Below are 17,320 nucleotides of genomic sequence, written 5' to 3'. Positions count from 1 at the left end.
ATAAAATAAATTAATCAGTAATCGTTCGATTTTACCCTAAAAACACCATTCATTAAATTTAAGTCTATTATTTATAAGCAATAGCAAAAGGAATTTACTATGCGCCTATCTACGTCACTTTTTTTATCCTTATTATTCACTCTCAGTTATAACCATACCGCAATGGCTCACATTGGCTTTTGGTCGGAAACATATACCATTACCCATCAACTCACCAATGGCGAAAGTATTGCCAGTGCCAAACAAATTATGCAAGAAAAAGCCCGTATCAAAGCTAGCTTTAATGTACGTAATTATCAATTCATGAACAAGCCCGTCAATCTGACTAACTACAAACAATACGTACCTATTATTCAAGCCACTTATATGAAAATCACGCCACAAAACAAACCGCAGATAGTCAAAGATAAAGATGTATATAAAGGTCAGATATTTGTAGTGCAGCAAATACGGGCAACATTCGATGAGCATTACATTGGCCAAAGCATCGCCACATTACGTAACAGTCCCAAGGTAGAAAAAAGTCTGATCACCCTAGATAACGAATTCGATAATAATTTAAAAAATTTAGGTGAGATCAAATTAGCCATTGCTGAACAACAAATATCAACGCAGCAAAGCGCACGATTAATACGCCAACAAGACCATCAAATCATGCAGCTTACATCGGTACTTGATGATGTAAAACGCCTGTTTTCAGCTCACGGTCATAGCCCGCAATTCAATCTAACCCAGTTATTAAAAGTACGGGATAGTATTGACGCAGAAGTCATTGACCCGATTCTCAATACCAAAGTACGAACACGCATCATCAATGTTGAAGAACTGGATAATGGCGATGTTAAAGTCCAAGTGCAAGTTGGCTGGACTCTCCCTATACACCATATGCGTATATTACATAAATATGTGCGTTCTGCCGATGCAACAGCCCCCGGTGGCAGCTCTACGTATTTAAAACTGTCCCGGTTTTATAACGAAAAAGAGCGTGCACCGTCGATACTGTCAGCTAACATCTATAATTACCTTGCCAGTCAAAAAATCTATTTTGATATTTCAATTGGTAGCCAGCATCAAATGTTAGGAGTGCTGTATCCTAATGGGGGGGATCTGATGAACAACTGTAATAACCCACTCGCTCGCGATGCTGACAGCCCAGCTAAAACCTCGATATGTATTGTCGAGCAAGTATTTAACGACCAACAGATTTTATCACAGCCCAATATCGCTAACCCGCTAACATTCACCCTCAATGCCAATGAGATTAATGGCCAACTGACCGTCAATGTAAAACAAATATGGCAAAAACCTGCGAGTGAAGAAGACAAACAGTGGCGACGAGATCTGTCTAAGTTCAACTAATTATCTTTCGACTGCGATAGGCAGCCATGATGTTGTAACCCTCTGGTTGCCTATGGCTTTCTTTTCCAAAAATTATTATGCTCTAGGCTGTTTTCCAACTAATGAGCTGATTATGCATTATCCGACGCCCTTACAGTCCGCCACGTTAATTAAACGCTACAAGCGATTTTTAGCCGATGTAATTCTTGAAAATGGTGAAGAAGTTACTATTCACTGTGCTAATACCGGAGCAATGACAGGCTGTGGTGACCCAGGCGATACCATCTGGTACTCAACCTCAGATAATCCAAAGCGTAAATATTCACGCTCTTGGGAGCTTACCGAAAAAGCCAATGGCGATTTGATTTGTATCAATACAGCCAGAGCCAACCAATTAGCCAAAGAAGCAATTCAATCGGCTGCTATATCACAGCTAACGGGCTACGAAAATCTGACCACCGAAGTAAAATACGGTAATGAAAATAGCCGGATTGATATTTTACTCGATGATACTAAACGCGGTAAATGCTATATCGAAGTGAAGAGTGCCAGCTTATTAGAGAATGGCTGTGGTTATTTTCCCGATACTGTCAGTGTCCGAGGACAAAAACACTTAAGAGAGCTGATGACTGTAAAGAAAAACGGACACCGAGCGGTATTATTATTTGTAATTCAGCACACCGGAATTAAGGCGCTAAAACCTGCTAAACACTTAGATAAAGACTATAGTAATCTTGTTAAGCAGGCAATTTACCAAGGAGTTGAAGTATTTGCATACGCGAGTACAATAGAAAAACACGAAATTACGTTGATAGAACAAATTTCATTCAACTGTGACTAATGTCACAGCAAAACTAACCCGAAAGAGGGTGTTGGTGAACAATTTACCAGTTTAGTTTGCGCAGTTTGTGTGTTTCTGGTATTTATACCGCCCATAAATATTGCTTAGCAGTGCTCTGTAATATTATGGCGTAATGCGGACTAGGAGAGATAGCATGCCTGAAGCGAAAAAATTACTCGGTGTTTTAGCCATCGCAGGTGTTGAAGCTTACCAAGAACAGCCTGGTGAAGAATACATGGGCGAGAAGCAACGCGAACACTTTAAAAACATTTTAAGTGCTTGGCGAAATGAACTACGTGAAGAAGTTGATCGCACAGTGGTTCATATGAAGGATGAAGCGTCAAACTTCCCAGATCCTGTAGATCGAGCAGCCCAGGAAGAAGAATTTAGCTTAGAACTTCGAGCACGTGATCGTGAACGTAAACTGATCAAAAAAATCGAAAAAACACTTCAATTAATTGAAAATGATGAATTCGGTTTTTGCGACACTTGTGGTATCGAAATTGGTATCCGTCGTTTAGAAGCACGACCAACTGCAGACCAATGTATTGACTGCAAAACGCTTGCTGAAATTAAAGAAAAGCAAATGGTTGGCTAATCAGTTTTCAACTGACATTATTTTATTGAGGGCTTATTAGCCCTCTTTCTATTTGTAGCCTTTTTTATTTAAAGAACCCTATTTATGTCTAATAGCTATGTAGGACGCTTTGCGCCCTCACCTTCAGGACCATTACATTTTGGTTCCCTGATCGCTGCTGTTGGCAGCTATTTACAAGCAAAATCTAACCAAGGTACTTGGTTAGTACGCATTGAAGATCTCGATCCCCCTAGAGAAATTACAGGGGCAGCAGCGAATATCTTAACAACACTCGATGCCTTTGGTTTACATTGGGATGGTGATGTTATCTATCAAAGCCAGCGCACTTCTGCTTATCAAGAAGCCATTGCCCAGCTTAACCAGCAAGGTTTAACTTACTACTGTCATTGCACCCGCAAACAGATCCAAGCACAAGGGGCCTTTTATCAAGGACACTGTAAGCACAAACAGCTTACTGCAGATAATGCCGCCTTGCGGGTAACGACAACAGTGCCAGTTAATCATTTTATGGATGAGTTACATGGTAAAATAGATATCGAGAAAGCACTCGCTGCAGAAGACTTTATTATTCATCGTAAAGATGGCTTTTTTGCTTATAATCTTGCCGTGGTCGTGGATGATATTTACCAAGGTATAACCCAAGTGGTGCGCGGCGCTGATTTAATTGAACCAACAGGGCGACAATTATACCTGTTTGAACAATTTTCCCAGCCAGCACCATCATATTTACATTTGCCTTTAGTCAGTAATGCCGATGGCTCTAAATTGAGTAAACAGAATCATGCGCCCGGCTTAGATATCAGTCAGGCTAAAGCCCTCTTAATTGATGCATTACGATTCTTAGCGCTACCCGTGTGTAACGAGCTTCAAGATCTATCTGTACCCCACCTATTACAATGGGGTGCAGAACATTGGTCCGTCAAAAACCTACCCAGACAGAAATCAATCGTATTAAGCCAATAAGGCAAGATTAATACTAAATTTCGTCAACAATCTTTGTCATTTTATCAATGCAGCGCTATTATATGGCGGCATAAATAATTCAACCTATTTTACTATTAATTCGAGGTGTACCATTTTCACTCAAATCACTAAATTCTGTAAAAATATACTAAGCAGAAAACAGATAGATCAAACATCAGATGTGAAAGAAACGGCCTCTGAAACAGCGTCAAAGACACGCAAAGATCGTGATGCACAGAGTAAAAAAACACCTGAAGATACTCATTCTAATACGTCTGTTGTGCCAGTAGTACAACAAGATGTACAGCATTTGGGATTAAATGAACTGAAACTGGAGAAGGGTCAACACCCTATAAACCATAACTTAATTAGTGAAAACGCCCTAAAAGTACTCTATCGTTTACACAAGTCGGGCTATCAAGCTTACCTTGTCGGTGGTGGTGTGCGTGATATTTTTATTGGTCAAGAGCCAAAAGATTTTGATATCGCGACCAATGCCGAGCCAGAACAAATCAAAAAATTATTCCATAACTGCCGTTTAGTTGGCCGTCGCTTTCGTCTTGCCCACATCTTATTTGGCCGTGACATGATCGAAGTTGCAACCTTCCGTGGTCATCACGTAGAAGAAAAAGAAAAAGAACAAAATCAACAAACATCAAAGCAGTCTGATGGTGGCATGTTGTTACGTGATAACGTCTACGGCACCATCAGTGAAGATGCTGAACGTCGTGACTTTACCGTTAATGCACTTTACTACAACATTGCCGACCGTGCTGTTTATGACTTTGCTGGCGGCCTTGCCGATTTACAAAGTAAACAACTACGTTTAATTGGTGATCCAGAGACTCGTTACCGTGAAGATCCAGTACGTATGTTACGTGCAGTGCGTTTTTCCGCAAAACTAGATATGCAGATCAGCCCAGATGCAGCGGAACCAATTAAACGCATGGCGAACTTACTACAAAGTATTCCCGCAGCCCGTTTATTTGAAGAAACATTAAAACTATTCTTAAATGGTCAGGGTTTAACAACTTATAAATTAATGAAAGAGCATGGCTTATTCCAACCATTGTTCCCGCTGGTTAGCAAGTATCAAAATGAAGACGGTTCAAGTAACTGTGATAAATTCATCCAAATTGCGTTAGAGAATACAGACCGTCGCATTAATGCTGGTAAGCGTGTAACGCCCGCTTATTTATATGCCGCAATGTTATGGTATCCACTGGAAGCGATGGCTGAAGAACGCGTTATTGACAGTGGTCTTAACTACAGCGATGCTTTGTTATTAGCAATGAATGACGCGCTGGATTCCCAAATTAAGAGTATTGCAATTCCACGTCGCTTTACTTCAACAATCCGTGATATTTGGCATTTACAAGGCCGTTTACCACGCCGCCAAGGCAAACGTGCAGAAAAAGCCTTCGAACACTTAAAATTCCGTGCAGGTTTTGATTTCTTAGAAATGCGCGCAGAAATCCAAGGTGGCGACTTAGTCGAAGTAACTCAATGGTGGCGCGATTACCAAACTGCGAATGCCACTGGCCGTCAGAACTTAATTAAAGAATTAAATGCACCTGTTGGTAAAAAAACACGTCCTCGTCGCGCTAAAAAGAAAAAACCTGTGAGCGACAGTGATGCTTAATAGTATGTCAACTCTAAAAAAACATGATATTAACAAGCAAGACTATACCCGCTGTTATATCGCGATCGGCAGTAATCTTGCCGATCCAGTAGCGCAAGCCAAAGAAGCGATAACAACGCTAGAAGCACTAACGGAAAGTCGTTTTATTTCGGTATCATCCCTGTATGCAAGTAAGCCAATGGGACCACAAGAACAACCTGATTATATTAATGCGGTTGCCTGTGTCGACACCCGTTTAGCGCCAATTGAATTACTTGATGCGCTACAGCAGATTGAAAATGAGCAAGGCCGTGTACGTAAAGAACATTGGGGAGCAAGAACCCTCGATTTAGATATCTTACTATACGGTGATTACATCATGAGTACACCCCGTTTAACCGTGCCGCATTACGGCATGAAAGAGCGTGAATTTGTACTCTACCCATTAGCAGAAATAGCACCACAATTACAATTACCTTGTGGTCAGGTATTGTCAGACTTACTTAAGGCCTGTCCGCGTAATGACTTAGCTATTTATCAAAACATAGAGTAATGTGAAGAAGGATTTATAATGAGTAAAGTTACCGTATCTAAACTGCTTAAAATGAAACAAGCAGGACAAAAGTTTGCCAGTATCACCGCTTATGATGCGAGTTTTTCTGCATTATTTGACGAAGCCGGAGTGCCAGTATTATTAGTTGGCGATTCGATGGGCATGGTACTGCAAGGCCACAATGATACGCTACCTGTTACTGTTACAGATATTGCTTATCATACCCGCTGTGTACGTGCAGGCGCGACCAACTCACTGGTTATCGCAGATATGCCATTTATGAGTTATGCCACCAAAGAACAGACCTTGACCAATGCGACAACCCTCATGCAAGCGGGTGCAAACATGGTTAAAGTTGAAGGTGGTGAATGGTTAGTTGAGAGTGTTGCGGCACTGACAGAACGCGGTATCCCAGTGTGCGGTCATCTTGGCTTAACACCACAATCAGTCCACGTTTTTGGCGGTTTTAAAGTACAAGGGCGAGCACAAGATAAAGCGGATGAAATGGTCGAACATGCACTTTCATTACAAGCTGCAGGCATCCAACTATTAGTTGTAGAGTGTATCCCTGCACCGTTAGCAAAACGTATTTCTGAAGCCTTAACTATCCCTGTCATTGGTATTGGCGCGGGTCGCGATACAGATGGTCAAATCTTAGTAATGCATGATGCATTCGGTATTTCGAAAGGCTTTGTACCTAAATTTTCAAAGAACTTTTTAGCTGAAACAGGCGATATGCGTAACGCGATCATCGCTTATATCGGCGAAGTTTCCGCACAGACTTTTCCTGCCGATGAGCACATGTTCTCATAATTCACATGCACTCTTGAATTAATAAAGGGGCTATAAGCAAATAGTTAAGATTTGCACGCCCCCTTTTTCAACATTCCCTACCAATTTTATTAGGTAATTAATATATGGATATTATTGCAAATATTGATGTTCTTAAAGAGCAGGTTATCGCTTGGCGCCGTCTTGGTCTATCCACCGCATTTGTGCCGACTATGGGTAACTTACATGATGGTCATTTAGCCCTTGTTAAAGAAGCGCAAAAATACGCTGACCGTGTTGTAGTCAGTATATTTGTTAATCCAATGCAGTTTAACCAAGCTGCCGATTTAGCCGCTTATCCTCGTACATTAGACCAAGATTGCCGCGCATTACAAAGTGTTGATACCGATTTAGTATTTACGCCAACACCTGAACTCATATACCCACACGGCTTAGCATCACAAACGTTCATTCAAGTACCAGGTATTTCTGAAGTACTTGAAGGCGCGCATCGTCCGGGTCATTTCAACGGTGTATCGACGATAGTGGCTAAACTATTTAATTTAGTACAACCTGATGTGGCTTTATTTGGTGAAAAAGATTTCCAACAATTGGCGTTAATTCGTCATATGGTCGACGATCTTGCAATGCCGATTCAAATTGTTGGCGTACCGACTGTACGTGAAGAGTCAGGCTTGGCGATGAGCTCTCGTAATGGTCTATTAACTGCTGAAGAACGTATTGTTGCACCACTCTTAGCCGATATAATGCAGACTATTGCAGATCAAGTTTCTGTTGATGAACAAGCAAACAAAGCATTAGTCACGCAAGCCACCGCACAGCTTAATGCAGCTGGTTTTAAGACCGACGCGATTGATATAGTTGATGCCGATACTTTAGCTAGTCTCACGACAAACAGTCAGCAAGCCGTTGTTTTAATGGCTGCATTCTTAGGAAAGGCACGTTTAATCGATAATAAAGTGATTAAATTACGCTAACGATTAGCGCAATTTTACCTAACAACTAGTACAATTGCGCTAATTAAACAAATACGCTACTATGGACGCCGGTACATATTTTGTACGGTATATATGTATACCTAAGTGACTCCAAGATGAACAATCAACACCTTGGGTATATTCATAAACTATTAATGGAATGGGTTTTAGAACAATGCAAACCACAATGCTAAAAGGTAAATTACACCAAGCGCGTGTAACACATGCAGAATTAAACTACGAAGGTTCATGCGCAATCGATCAAGATATGCTTGATGCGTCAGGGATCCTAGAGTATGAAGCAATCGATATCTATAACATTGATAATGGTGAGCGCTTTTCGACTTACGCTATCGCTGGTGAACGCGGTTCGAAAATCATTTCAGTGAACGGCGCAGCAGCACGTAAAGCCGCTGTCGGTGATCGCATCATTATCTGTGCATACGTACGTATGGACAATGAAGAAGCGAAACAACACAAACCTTCGCTTGTTTATCTTGATCAAGTTAATGACATCGTTCGTACAAGTAACGATATTCCAGTACAGGTTGCCTAGTTCGCAAACCGATACGGAATAGTGAAAAACCAGCGTCATGCTGGTTTTTTTGTGTCTATAATTTAGTCCCTATCACAACAAATAAAAAAGAGCACCTAAGCGCTCTTTTTCGTTACTCTAATTAAAAGTAGTGTGCCATCTGCACACGGTATTTAAATTAAAGCGCTTCTGCAGCTGCAACTACGTTTGCAACAGTAAAACCGAACATTTCAAACAGTTGCTCAGCAGGTGCTGATTCACCGAATGTAGTCATACCGATAATAGTACCGTTAAAACCAGTGTATTTGTGCCAGAAGTCAGCGATACCCGCTTCAACTGCAACACGTTTAACAACGTCAGACGGTAGAACAGATTCACGGTATGCAGCATCTTGCTTGTCAAATACGTCTGTAGCTGGCATAGATACAACACGTACCTTACGGCCTTTTGCAGTAAGTTCTGCAGCGGCTTTAGTACAAAGTTCAACTTCAGAACCTGTAGAGATAAGAATAAGTTCTGGTTTACCATCACAATCTACTAGCGTGTAACCACCTTTAGCAACGTTAGCTAACTGTGCATCAGTACGCGGCATAGGTGTTAGACCTTGGCGACTGAAGATTAATGCTGTAGGACCATCTTTACGTTCAATTGCGTGTTTCCAAGCAACTGCTGATTCAACAGAATCACATGGACGCCATGCGCTCATATTAGGCGTCATACGTAAGCTTGCAACTTGTTCTACTGGTTGGTGAGTAGGACCATCTTCACCTAAGCCAATTGAATCATGTGTGTAAACTTGAATGTTTTGCACTTTCATCAAAGCAGCCATACGCATTGCATTACGCGCATATTCCATGAACATTAAGAATGTAGCACCGTAAGCCGTGAAGCCACCGTGTAAAGACATACCATTAATGATTGCCGTCATACCGAACTCACGTACACCGTAATGCAGGTAGTTACCTGACGCATCATCTGCAGTGATTGCTTTAGTACCAGACCACATCGTTAAGTTAGATGGCGCTAAATCAGCAGAACCACCAAGTAACTCAGGTAACATTGCGCCGAATTCTTCAATACAGTTTTGTGATGCTTTACGTGTTGCTACTTTTGCAGAATCAGCTTGTAGCTGTTTGATGTAGTCAGACGTTTTAGCTTCCCAATCAGCTGGTAACTCGCCAGAAGTACGACGTGCGTATTCTGCTGCTAGTTCAGGGTATGCAGCTTCATATGCAGCAAATTTTTCATTCCATGCAGCTTCAGCTTGTGCGCCAGCTTCATTAGCATCCCATTCAGAATAGATATCTGCAGGAATTTCGAATGCAGGGTGTTTCCAACCTAATTTTTCGCGTGTAGCAATAATTTCTGCGTCACCTAGAGGAGCACCATGACAGTCATGCGTACCTTCTTTGTTTGGTGAACCGAAACCGATCACTGTTTTACAACAGATAAGGCTTGGACGTGATGTTTCAGCTTTAGATGCTTCGATTGCCGCTTGGATTTCATCACTGTTATGACCATCAACAGAAATGACATGCCAGCCATAAGCTTCAAAACGTTTCACTGTATCGTCAGTGAACCAGCCATCAACTTCACCGTCAATTGAAATACCATTGTCATCCCAGAATGCAACTAGTTTACCTAGGCCTAATGTGCCTGCAAGTGAACATGCTTCATGTGAGATACCTTCCATTAGACAGCCATCGCCTAAGAAAGAATAAGTGAAGTGATCAACAATTTCATGTTCTGGTTTGTTGAACTGCGCTGCTAATGTTTTTTCAGCAATTGCCATACCAACAGCGTTAGTAATACCTTGGCCTAGTGGACCAGTTGTCGTCTCAATACCAGGCGCGTAACCGTATTCTGGGTGACCAGGTGTTTTTGAATGTAATTGACGGAAGTTTTTCAATTCTTCAATTGGTAATGCATAGCCTGTTAGGTGTAGCAGTGAGTAAATAAGCATTGAGCCATGACCGTTTGAAAGAATAAAGCGATCACGGTCAACCCAGTTTGGATTTGCTGGGTTGTGGTTAAGGTTCTTACGCCATAATACTTCGGCAATATCTGCCATGCCCATTGGTGCGCCTGGATGGCCTGAATTTGCTTGTTGAACTGCGTCCATACTTAGGGCACGAATCGCGTTCGCTAGCTCTTGACGAGATGGCATAGTTTGCTCCTGCTGAGATTAATTTAAAATACTTTTAAGCTGTTATATTGTCATAAAATTATCTTATGTATAACAAGTTTTTTTAGTTTATTTAGATTTATCGAATTTTAGGTTCATGTCGGGATATTAACGTTCTAGACAAACCCAAACCACTTTCGAATGAAGGCATGTTAACACTCAAACGAACCTTATGCTGTGATTTTATTAACAAGAATGTGACCCTTGTACATAAATAATAATTTTTAATCGGCATTTTTTTTACGACATCTAACTAAAAAGAAATACTATCGAAGCTGTTTATTAGTTATACTGTTTTCGCATTCATTCTCCACAACGAACTTCGCAGAAAACGATCATAGATAACGCGAACGATGCTGTTATACGTCAGTAATTGCTATTACTCGATATGAGGTTATTTGCACTCTTTTCACTGTATCAAACGGCACATGAAAATGGCTAAATCGCCCAATTTAAAATTTTTCAAGACTGCACTGCGTAAGCATCGTACAAGTCCAAAATTACTTTCTGCCAAACACGACTACATTGTGCTGCCTATTATTTCTGCGCTTGTTGGCGGGATGACAGGCTTAATCATCGCCCTATTTGAAGCTGCGGTGCTATGGACTGACGCCCAACGATTACAAATGTTCAATCCTTTAGCACTGCCACCAAGCCTCAATATACTGTTAATCATGATACTCAGTGGTGCTATAGTTGGTTTTTCATTTTGGCTCACATTACGCTTCGCCCCCGAAGCATCTGGCAGTGGCATTACCCATATCGAAGGTGCACTTGATGGTATGTATGACATTCGCTGGCGTCGCTTATTACCGGTTAAATTTATAGCAGGTACATTAGCCGTTAGCTCAGGTATGATCTTTGGTCGTGCAGGTCCGTCGATTCAAATCGGCGGCACAATTGGGCGCATGTTTGCAGACACAGCAAAGCGTTATACCAATGCCACTCATATCCTTGTTGCAGCTGGTGCGGCGGCGGGACTCGCAGCCACATTTAATGCGCCACTTGCCGGAATTTTATTTGTTATTGAAGAAATGCGTCCCCATTTTCGCTACAACATGACATCGATAAAATGTGTGACTCTCGCAGCGGCAGTTGCCACCATAGTGATGCGCGCTTTTCATGGCCAAGAAGCCGTTATGCCAGTCATGCATTTTGACGTTCCACCGCTAACCTCGCTTTGGCTATTTCTTTTATTAGGGTCCATTTTTGGTGTCATTGGCGTGTATTTTAATCGCTGGATTATAAACAGTACAAAATTATTAAAACGTAAACAAAATAATAAAATGCACCGTATTATTCTTACTGGTGTATTCTTTGGTTGCCTGTTTGCCTTATTACAGTCATTTGCACCTGACACCGCTGGTAACGGTAGAGATTTAATGGTCAGAATGATTCAAGAGCCAACTACTTGGGCTATTTTAGTCGGCTTATTTGTGATCCGCCTATTCGGTACTATCGCTTGTTTTGCTTCGGGCGCACCTGGCGGTGTGTTTACCCCAATGTTAACGCTAGGTACTTTATTTGGCCTTGCTTATGGCGTTATTGCAGCCGAGCTATTTCCCAGCTTCGTAGCCGAACCAACGGTATACGCAATAGCAGGGATGGGGGCATTATTTGCCGCGACAGTGAGAGCGCCAGTGACAGGTATTGTATTAGTGGTTGAAATGACGGATAGCTATGAGTTGATTCTACCTTTACTCATCACTTGTCTTGGCGCAACGTTTGTCGCCCAAATAATCGGTGGTAAGCCGCTTTATGCCGAATTATTAAAGCTGTCATTACCTAAAGAAACTGTAGCAGAAGATAACGCTATAACAGCAACACGCTCTCCAACAAGTTAATGCCACATTTAAGCTAGAAATAAAAAAGCACCCTACTAGGTGCTTTTTCGTGATATTTACAAAGCCTCTAACGGCTTAGAATATCCATTTCAAACCAAATAGAAAGTCACTTGTTAGACGTTCTTTCGGCATATTTTTATACTCAACCGTTGTATGATTATACTCAGCAAAGAGACTTGCTGTTGGCATTAACTCGTAGTTAGCACGAAAGGCCCACTGCGTGTAATTTTCTGTGTCACCAAATGCGAGGATTTCAGGGCTGAAATGGAATCCAGCTTCTACACTAAACTCTTGAGTTAAACGTAAGCCACCTAAACCGCCAAATGCTAATGCATAACCATCACCATTATCGTTATCCATTCTTACGGCTTTCGCGCCAAGTTCAAAGAATGTTGAACCAACATCTTGAAACGCATAAAGGCCCGTATCTGCGGTATAACCATTGTCGATAGTCTGTAGGAAGTCACCTTTTAGCTTTAGCGCTTCTTTCATTTCAAGATCATAGCCCAAAATAATATTATCGTTATTGAAGGCAAGTGAGATGTTTGATGCTGCACTACTAAAGCTAGCCAGTAACCCGGCAGTGATAACTAATGATTTTTTCAATGACACTTTATTATTCCCAATGGCAAGAGTGGTAGTTACATTTAATGATAGTGAGCGAATAATTTCTCTCATTGAAAAAATCCCGTCACTTCATACTTTTAATACTTTCGTCCTATGCTACTTCATATTGACTATTTATTACATATATATACAAAAATTCTCTTTAAATAGTACTTTTAAACATATTTGCAAAATTAATATGATCTAAGGACTATCTTAATACAGGTAAAATAGTTTAGAATAGCCGTCTAGATGTTAAAACATCTACACATATGAACGTCATTACGTCGGTTGTATTTAAATTAAGAGAGAATTAAAACTATGGCTAAGCACTTGTTTACCTCTGAGTCAGTATCAGAAGGTCACCCTGATAAAATTGCAGACCAAATCTCCGATGCTGTACTTGATGCAATCATCGCTCAAGACCCAAAAGCACGAGTAGCCTGCGAGACTTATGTTAAAACAGGTATGGTGATGGTTGGTGGTGAAGTAACGACTGACGCTTGGGTTGATATCGAAGAAATCACCCGTAAAACAGTACGTGAAATCGGTTATATCAACTCAGAAATGGGTTTTGACGCCGACTCTTGTGCAGTATTAAACACAATTGGTAAACAATCTCCAGACATCAACCAAGGTGTTGACCGTGATGATCCACTAGAGCAAGGCGCTGGTGACCAAGGTCTAATGTTTGGTTATGCAAACAATGAAACTGAAGAATTAATGCCAGCTCCGATTACGTACTCACACAAGCTGGTTAAACGCCAAGCTGAAGTACGTAAAAGTGGCACGCTTCCTTGGTTACGCCCAGATGCAAAAAGCCAAATCACATTTGCTTATGATGATGGCAAAATTGTTGGTATCGATGCAGTTGTACTATCAACTCAACACTCTGAAGATATCAAACAAGCAGATTTAGTAGAAGCTGTGATGGAAACAATCATCAAGCCAGTACTACCTGAACAATGGTTAACTAAAGAAACTAAATTCTTCATTAACCCAACTGGTCGTTTCGTTATCGGTGGTCCAGTAGGTGACTGTGGTTTAACAGGCCGTAAAATCATCGTTGATACATACGGCGGTATGGCGCGTCACGGTGGTGGTGCATTCTCTGGTAAAGATCCATCAAAAGTTGACCGTAGTGCAGCATACGCAGCACGTTATGTAGCTAAAAATATCGTAGCAGCAGGTCTTGCTGACCGTTGTGAAATACAAGTTTCTTACGCGATCGGTGTTGCAGAACCAACGTCAATCTCTGTTGAAACATTCGGTACAGGTAAAGTAAGCGAAGAACTACTTGTTAAACTTGTTCGTGAACATTTCGAATTACGTCCACACGGTTTAATCGAAATGTTAGATCTTAAGCGCCCTATTTATCAAAATACAGCTGCTTATGGTCACTTCGGTCGTAGAGAGTTCTCTTGGGAAGCAACAGACAAAGCTGAAATCCTACGTGATGCAGCAGGTCTTTAGTCAACATTAGTTTTTAGCTAACGGTTGATTATAAAGAGGCGCTTTTGGTAACATAACCAGAGCGCCTTTTTTATAAATGATTTTGTAGATAATACTATGCTTAATGATTTACTCCTGCAACAAAATGTCAGCTCACATACCGTAGAACAATTAGTTTTAGATAAAATAGAAACCTGCTATCAACAAGCTGAGTTAAAGTTAAATAAAACATTCCCCCGACCAAGCATTAATTTCAAACAACGTGGTAAAGCAGCAGGTAGCGCTCGATTACAAATTAATGAATTACGTTTTAACTCTATCTTGTTACAAGAAAACCAACAGCATTTCATCGCACACACAGTGCCACATGAAGTTGCACACCTATTGGTTTATCAAATTTATGGGCGCACTAAACCCCACGGTAAAGAATGGCAACAAATCATGAATCAAATATTTGATCTCGCAGCCAAAACTACGCACCAATATGATGTTTCAACTGTGAAAGGCAAAACTTTTACCTATGCTTGTCACTGTACAGAACACTTATTAACAATTCGTCGCCATAATAAGATAGTCCGTGATAGCGTCAAATATATTTGTCGTTCTTGCAAACAAAGTTTAATCATAAAACATTTAATAACAATGGATTAACTTAAAACTGTAGATGTGACAACTTGTTTGATAATTATCTAAAAAATTAACGTATATAGGTGTATTTATCTAAATTCATCAGATAAAATAACTCAATACATACCATTGTGATAGGGAACTAGGTTATGACTCAAACGTTAGATACTGCAAGATCTACCGATTATGAAATGGAAAAACTGATAGCTGCAGTTTTAAAGCGTAACAAAAATCAAGCGGAACAAATCGCCCGAACTCTTGATCTGAGTGCTTTATCTATCTCTCAACGTATTTTCATGGCAAAGTCCGGTGTGTTAAAAGAAAAAATGCTTACGGATTCAGATATCGCAGTACGTTACGCCGCTTCTCGCGCAAAATAACCACTTAGATGCCTAGAGAGCAGTTGCTATCTTCTGCTCTTTTTTATATCTAAACCCCCTCTCTAGTTCAACAGTCAAACTTCTTTATATTACACTCACCTCTAACAATATTATTCATAGTCAACACTCCGTTAATTAAGATTATTTTACTATTCTATCGTCTATTCTAAGTTGTGCTACAATGCTGAATTATTACATTGGAGCAGTCTGTAATGTTAAAACAATTCGGTACTATAGTTATATCAACCACCTTATTATTCCCTTCTTTTTCTAATGCTTCGAACGATGGAAATCAAACAAATCAATCCTTTAGTAAAGCCAAAAAAATGCTTGAACGGCAGGTATATACCGATGTACCTAGACTGACGATCTATTGCCAGGCTGATTTCAATAGCACAAAGAAGATCACCGACCATAATGGTTTTACATCACAAAAACATGTGAAACGCCAGGCAAAAATTGAATGGGAACACGTCGTCCCAGCGGAGAACTTTGGCCGTAATTTCAGTGAATGGCTAGAAGGTAATAGTGCGTGTGTGAATAGTAAAGGTAAGAGCTTTAAGGGTCGTCGCTGCGCCGAAAAAGTAAATATAGCTTACCGTTATATGCAGGCGGATATGTACAACTTGTATCCCGCGGTTGGCGCTGTTAATGCACTACGCAGTAATTACAATTTTGCTTCACAAGTAACAACGGAAAAGAATCAATTCGGCAGCTGCCCAATCAAAATAAAAAATAAAACGGTACAGCCGCCTGATTATGCCAAAGGCCAGATTGCCCGCGCTTACTTATATATGGAAGCCGCTTATCCAGTCTACAACATAGGTAGACAAAAACGTGAACTGCAAGCATGGGATAAGCAATACCCTGTAACAGCCACTGAATGTCAACGTACGCAACTTATTGAGAGCTTGCAAGGTAATGAAAATCGCGTTGTTAAATCAGCCTGTTTAGATCGTGGTATTTGGTAACCTGATTTATTGATTTGGCACACAGGCAGCAAGATTCAGTTGTAACCAATCAATGAAGTTTCGCTGTAAAACATCAGACTGGCCATCTTTCCCTAACAAAGTATTGCCTTGTTCTAATAAAGTGTCACCTTGGCTTAATAACATATAGTGATGACCTGAACGTTTAAAGCCAAACGGCGCGACTAAATTACCACGTTGCAAATCATCCATGACTAAGGGGTATGAGCCTATTGCCGCCCCTAAGTTATCAACCACCGCTTGTAAACAGAAATAGAAATGTGCGAATGTTTGTTCGCTTTTCACCTTCAGACTTTGTACTTTAAGAGATGATACAGCGCTACCTTGTAACCAATTATCCCAAGCCTGCGGCCGAGTCTGGCTATGTAATAATTTAATCTTACCAGCGTCATTCTGTACCTGTTGCCAATATTCAGGAGAAAAGACAGGGCCAACCCACTCTTCAACTAAGGGAGTCTGTTGGTAGTCATGTAATAGTGGGAAATCATCTCGTCGTATTGCCAACGACAACCCATTACTGCCGAGTATCACAGGGCCACCAGCTGTTGATAATCGAACATCTGCATCGATATTATCCTGATAAAAATTACTTAGCCTTGGCATTAACCAGCGCATTGTTAATGTTGGCTCACACGATACTTCTAAGTGTGTATGCGTAACCTGAGTAACATGCTGAACCCCCGCTTCCAAGGCATTAAATGCTTGCTCTGTATATCCAGATAATAGTTTACCAGCAGGCGTTAATTTCACATTTCGCCCTTCACGATAAAACAGATTTATCGCTAAGTGCGTTTCTAATGTTTTAATCTGCTTACTCACCGCACCATGGGTAATACACAGCTTGTTAGCAGCTTTACTATAACTTTCGAGCGCTGCTGCCACATGAAAAACATGGAATGCTTTTAAATGCCTCATTGGTGATTTTTTCTCACATATAAATTGAAATCTATTCGATTATAGCGAAGCTGTAATTCAGCTACAATGAACACCTATCAATAATTATGAATCATAAATGGAAT

General features: G+C 40.7%; 17 protein-coding genes. 14 read left to right on the top strand and 3 right to left on the bottom strand.

Translation table 11 applies throughout. The features are described from left to right. Positions 1–99 precede the first annotated feature (99 nt). The 9 genes from HWV03_RS04050 (at position 100) to panD (ending at position 8,239) form a co-directional block, all read left to right on the top strand. Complete coding sequence (locus HWV03_RS04050; RefSeq protein WP_211678568.1) at positions 100–1,359, top strand: sugar fermentation stimulation protein; 1,260 nt, start codon at positions 100–102, stop codon at positions 1,357–1,359. A gap of 112 nt (positions 1,360–1,471) precedes the next feature. After that, complete coding sequence (gene sfsA, locus HWV03_RS04045; protein WP_211678567.1) at positions 1,472–2,179, top strand: DNA/RNA nuclease SfsA; 708 nt, start codon at positions 1,472–1,474, stop codon at positions 2,177–2,179. 154 nt (positions 2,180–2,333) lie between these two features. Next, entirely contained in the window at positions 2,334–2,777 is a 444-nt protein-coding gene (gene dksA, locus HWV03_RS04040) for an RNA polymerase-binding protein DksA (protein WP_211678566.1), read from the top strand. Between the two features lie 84 nt (positions 2,778–2,861). Beyond that, complete coding sequence (gene gluQRS, locus HWV03_RS04035) at positions 2,862–3,740, top strand: tRNA glutamyl-Q(34) synthetase GluQRS (protein WP_211678565.1); 879 nt, start codon at positions 2,862–2,864, stop codon at positions 3,738–3,740. Positions 3,741–3,921: 181 nt separating this feature from the next. After that, on the top strand, positions 3,922–5,382 hold the full coding sequence (gene pcnB / locus HWV03_RS04030) for a polynucleotide adenylyltransferase PcnB (RefSeq protein ID WP_211678564.1): 1,461 nt from the start codon (positions 3,922–3,924) through the stop codon (positions 5,380–5,382). A 4-nt stretch (positions 5,383–5,386) separates the two neighbouring features. Beyond that, positions 5,387–5,914: a 2-amino-4-hydroxy-6-hydroxymethyldihydropteridine diphosphokinase gene (gene folK / locus HWV03_RS04025; RefSeq protein ID WP_371816349.1), complete on the top strand. Its 528-nt coding sequence runs from the start codon at positions 5,387–5,389 to the stop codon at positions 5,912–5,914. 18 nt (positions 5,915–5,932) lie between these two features. Next, positions 5,933–6,727 (top strand): 3-methyl-2-oxobutanoate hydroxymethyltransferase, encoded by a 795-nt coding sequence (panB, locus tag HWV03_RS04020; RefSeq protein ID WP_211678563.1) that lies wholly within the window; start codon positions 5,933–5,935, stop codon positions 6,725–6,727. A 104-nt stretch (positions 6,728–6,831) separates the two neighbouring features. Further along, entirely contained in the window at positions 6,832–7,683 is an 852-nt protein-coding gene (gene panC, locus HWV03_RS04015; RefSeq protein WP_211678562.1) for a pantoate--beta-alanine ligase, read from the top strand. Positions 7,684–7,858: 175 nt separating this feature from the next. Then, positions 7,859–8,239, top strand: coding sequence for an aspartate 1-decarboxylase (gene panD, locus HWV03_RS04010; RefSeq protein ID WP_067039560.1), 381 nt, complete (start codon positions 7,859–7,861; stop codon positions 8,237–8,239). A gap of 157 nt (positions 8,240–8,396) precedes the next feature. Here the strand turns inward: panD and tkt are convergent, their stop codons facing one another. Further along, positions 8,397–10,385: a transketolase gene (tkt, locus tag HWV03_RS04005; RefSeq protein ID WP_075532598.1), complete on the bottom strand. Its 1,989-nt coding sequence runs from the start codon at positions 10,383–10,385 to the stop codon at positions 8,397–8,399. 452 nt (positions 10,386–10,837) lie between these two features. Between tkt and clcA the strand changes: the two genes are divergently transcribed. Further along, positions 10,838–12,247, top strand: coding sequence for a H(+)/Cl(-) exchange transporter ClcA (gene clcA, locus HWV03_RS04000; protein ID WP_211678561.1), 1,410 nt, complete (start codon positions 10,838–10,840; stop codon positions 12,245–12,247). Between the two features lie 75 nt (positions 12,248–12,322). Here clcA and HWV03_RS03995 read toward each other — a convergent pair whose 3' ends face one another. Beyond that, positions 12,323–12,925 (bottom strand): YfaZ family outer membrane protein, encoded by a 603-nt coding sequence (locus HWV03_RS03995; RefSeq protein WP_255547058.1) that lies wholly within the window; start codon positions 12,923–12,925, stop codon positions 12,323–12,325. A gap of 249 nt (positions 12,926–13,174) precedes the next feature. On the opposite strand from HWV03_RS03995, the gene metK reads away from it, so the two are divergent. The 4 genes from metK (at position 13,175) to HWV03_RS03975 (ending at position 16,283) form a co-directional block, all read left to right on the top strand. Next, positions 13,175–14,326, top strand: coding sequence for a methionine adenosyltransferase (gene metK, locus HWV03_RS03990; RefSeq protein ID WP_211678560.1), 1,152 nt, complete (start codon positions 13,175–13,177; stop codon positions 14,324–14,326). A 96-nt stretch (positions 14,327–14,422) separates the two neighbouring features. After that, positions 14,423–14,956, top strand: coding sequence for a SprT family zinc-dependent metalloprotease (locus HWV03_RS03985; protein WP_211678559.1), 534 nt, complete (start codon positions 14,423–14,425; stop codon positions 14,954–14,956). A 125-nt stretch (positions 14,957–15,081) separates the two neighbouring features. Then, positions 15,082–15,312: a hypothetical protein gene (locus tag HWV03_RS03980; RefSeq protein WP_211678558.1), complete on the top strand. Its 231-nt coding sequence runs from the start codon at positions 15,082–15,084 to the stop codon at positions 15,310–15,312. 212 nt (positions 15,313–15,524) lie between these two features. Then, complete coding sequence (locus HWV03_RS03975; protein WP_211678557.1) at positions 15,525–16,283, top strand: endonuclease I family protein; 759 nt, start codon at positions 15,525–15,527, stop codon at positions 16,281–16,283. 6 nt (positions 16,284–16,289) lie between these two features. On the opposite strand, the gene HWV03_RS03970 is transcribed toward HWV03_RS03975, so the two are convergent. After that, complete coding sequence (locus HWV03_RS03970; RefSeq protein ID WP_211678556.1) at positions 16,290–17,216, bottom strand: LysR family transcriptional regulator; 927 nt, start codon at positions 17,214–17,216, stop codon at positions 16,290–16,292. Positions 17,217–17,320: the final 104 nt, after the last annotated feature.

The organism is Moritella sp. 36, assembly GCF_018219415.1.
GTDB lineage: Bacteria > Pseudomonadota > Gammaproteobacteria > Enterobacterales > Moritellaceae > Moritella.
This window is presented reverse-complemented; position numbering and strand designations above follow the sequence as displayed.

Coding starts and splice junctions, on each gene's coding strand:
- HWV03_RS04050 (WP_211678568.1), top strand. CDS start 100: ATGCGCCTATCTACGTCACTTTTTTTATCCTTATTATTCACTCTCAGT.
- sfsA (WP_211678567.1), top strand. CDS start 1,472: ATGCATTATCCGACGCCCTTACAGTCCGCCACGTTAATTAAACGCTAC.
- dksA (WP_211678566.1), top strand. CDS start 2,334: ATGCCTGAAGCGAAAAAATTACTCGGTGTTTTAGCCATCGCAGGTGTT.
- gluQRS (WP_211678565.1), top strand. CDS start 2,862: ATGTCTAATAGCTATGTAGGACGCTTTGCGCCCTCACCTTCAGGACCA.
- folK (WP_371816349.1), top strand. CDS start 5,387: ATGTCAACTCTAAAAAAACATGATATTAACAAGCAAGACTATACCCGC.
- panB (WP_211678563.1), top strand. CDS start 5,933: ATGAGTAAAGTTACCGTATCTAAACTGCTTAAAATGAAACAAGCAGGA.
- panC (WP_211678562.1), top strand. CDS start 6,832: ATGGATATTATTGCAAATATTGATGTTCTTAAAGAGCAGGTTATCGCT.
- panD (WP_067039560.1), top strand. CDS start 7,859: ATGCAAACCACAATGCTAAAAGGTAAATTACACCAAGCGCGTGTAACA.
- tkt (WP_075532598.1), bottom strand. CDS start 10,385: ATGCCATCTCGTCAAGAGCTAGCGAACGCGATTCGTGCCCTAAGTATG.
- clcA (WP_211678561.1), top strand. CDS start 10,838: ATGGCTAAATCGCCCAATTTAAAATTTTTCAAGACTGCACTGCGTAAG.
- HWV03_RS03995 (WP_255547058.1), bottom strand. CDS start 12,925: ATGAGAGAAATTATTCGCTCACTATCATTAAATGTAACTACCACTCTT.
- metK (WP_211678560.1), top strand. CDS start 13,175: ATGGCTAAGCACTTGTTTACCTCTGAGTCAGTATCAGAAGGTCACCCT.
- HWV03_RS03985 (WP_211678559.1), top strand. CDS start 14,423: ATGCTTAATGATTTACTCCTGCAACAAAATGTCAGCTCACATACCGTA.
- HWV03_RS03980 (WP_211678558.1), top strand. CDS start 15,082: ATGACTCAAACGTTAGATACTGCAAGATCTACCGATTATGAAATGGAA.
- HWV03_RS03975 (WP_211678557.1), top strand. CDS start 15,525: ATGTTAAAACAATTCGGTACTATAGTTATATCAACCACCTTATTATTC.
- HWV03_RS03970 (WP_211678556.1), bottom strand. CDS start 17,216: ATGAGGCATTTAAAAGCATTCCATGTTTTTCATGTGGCAGCAGCGCTC.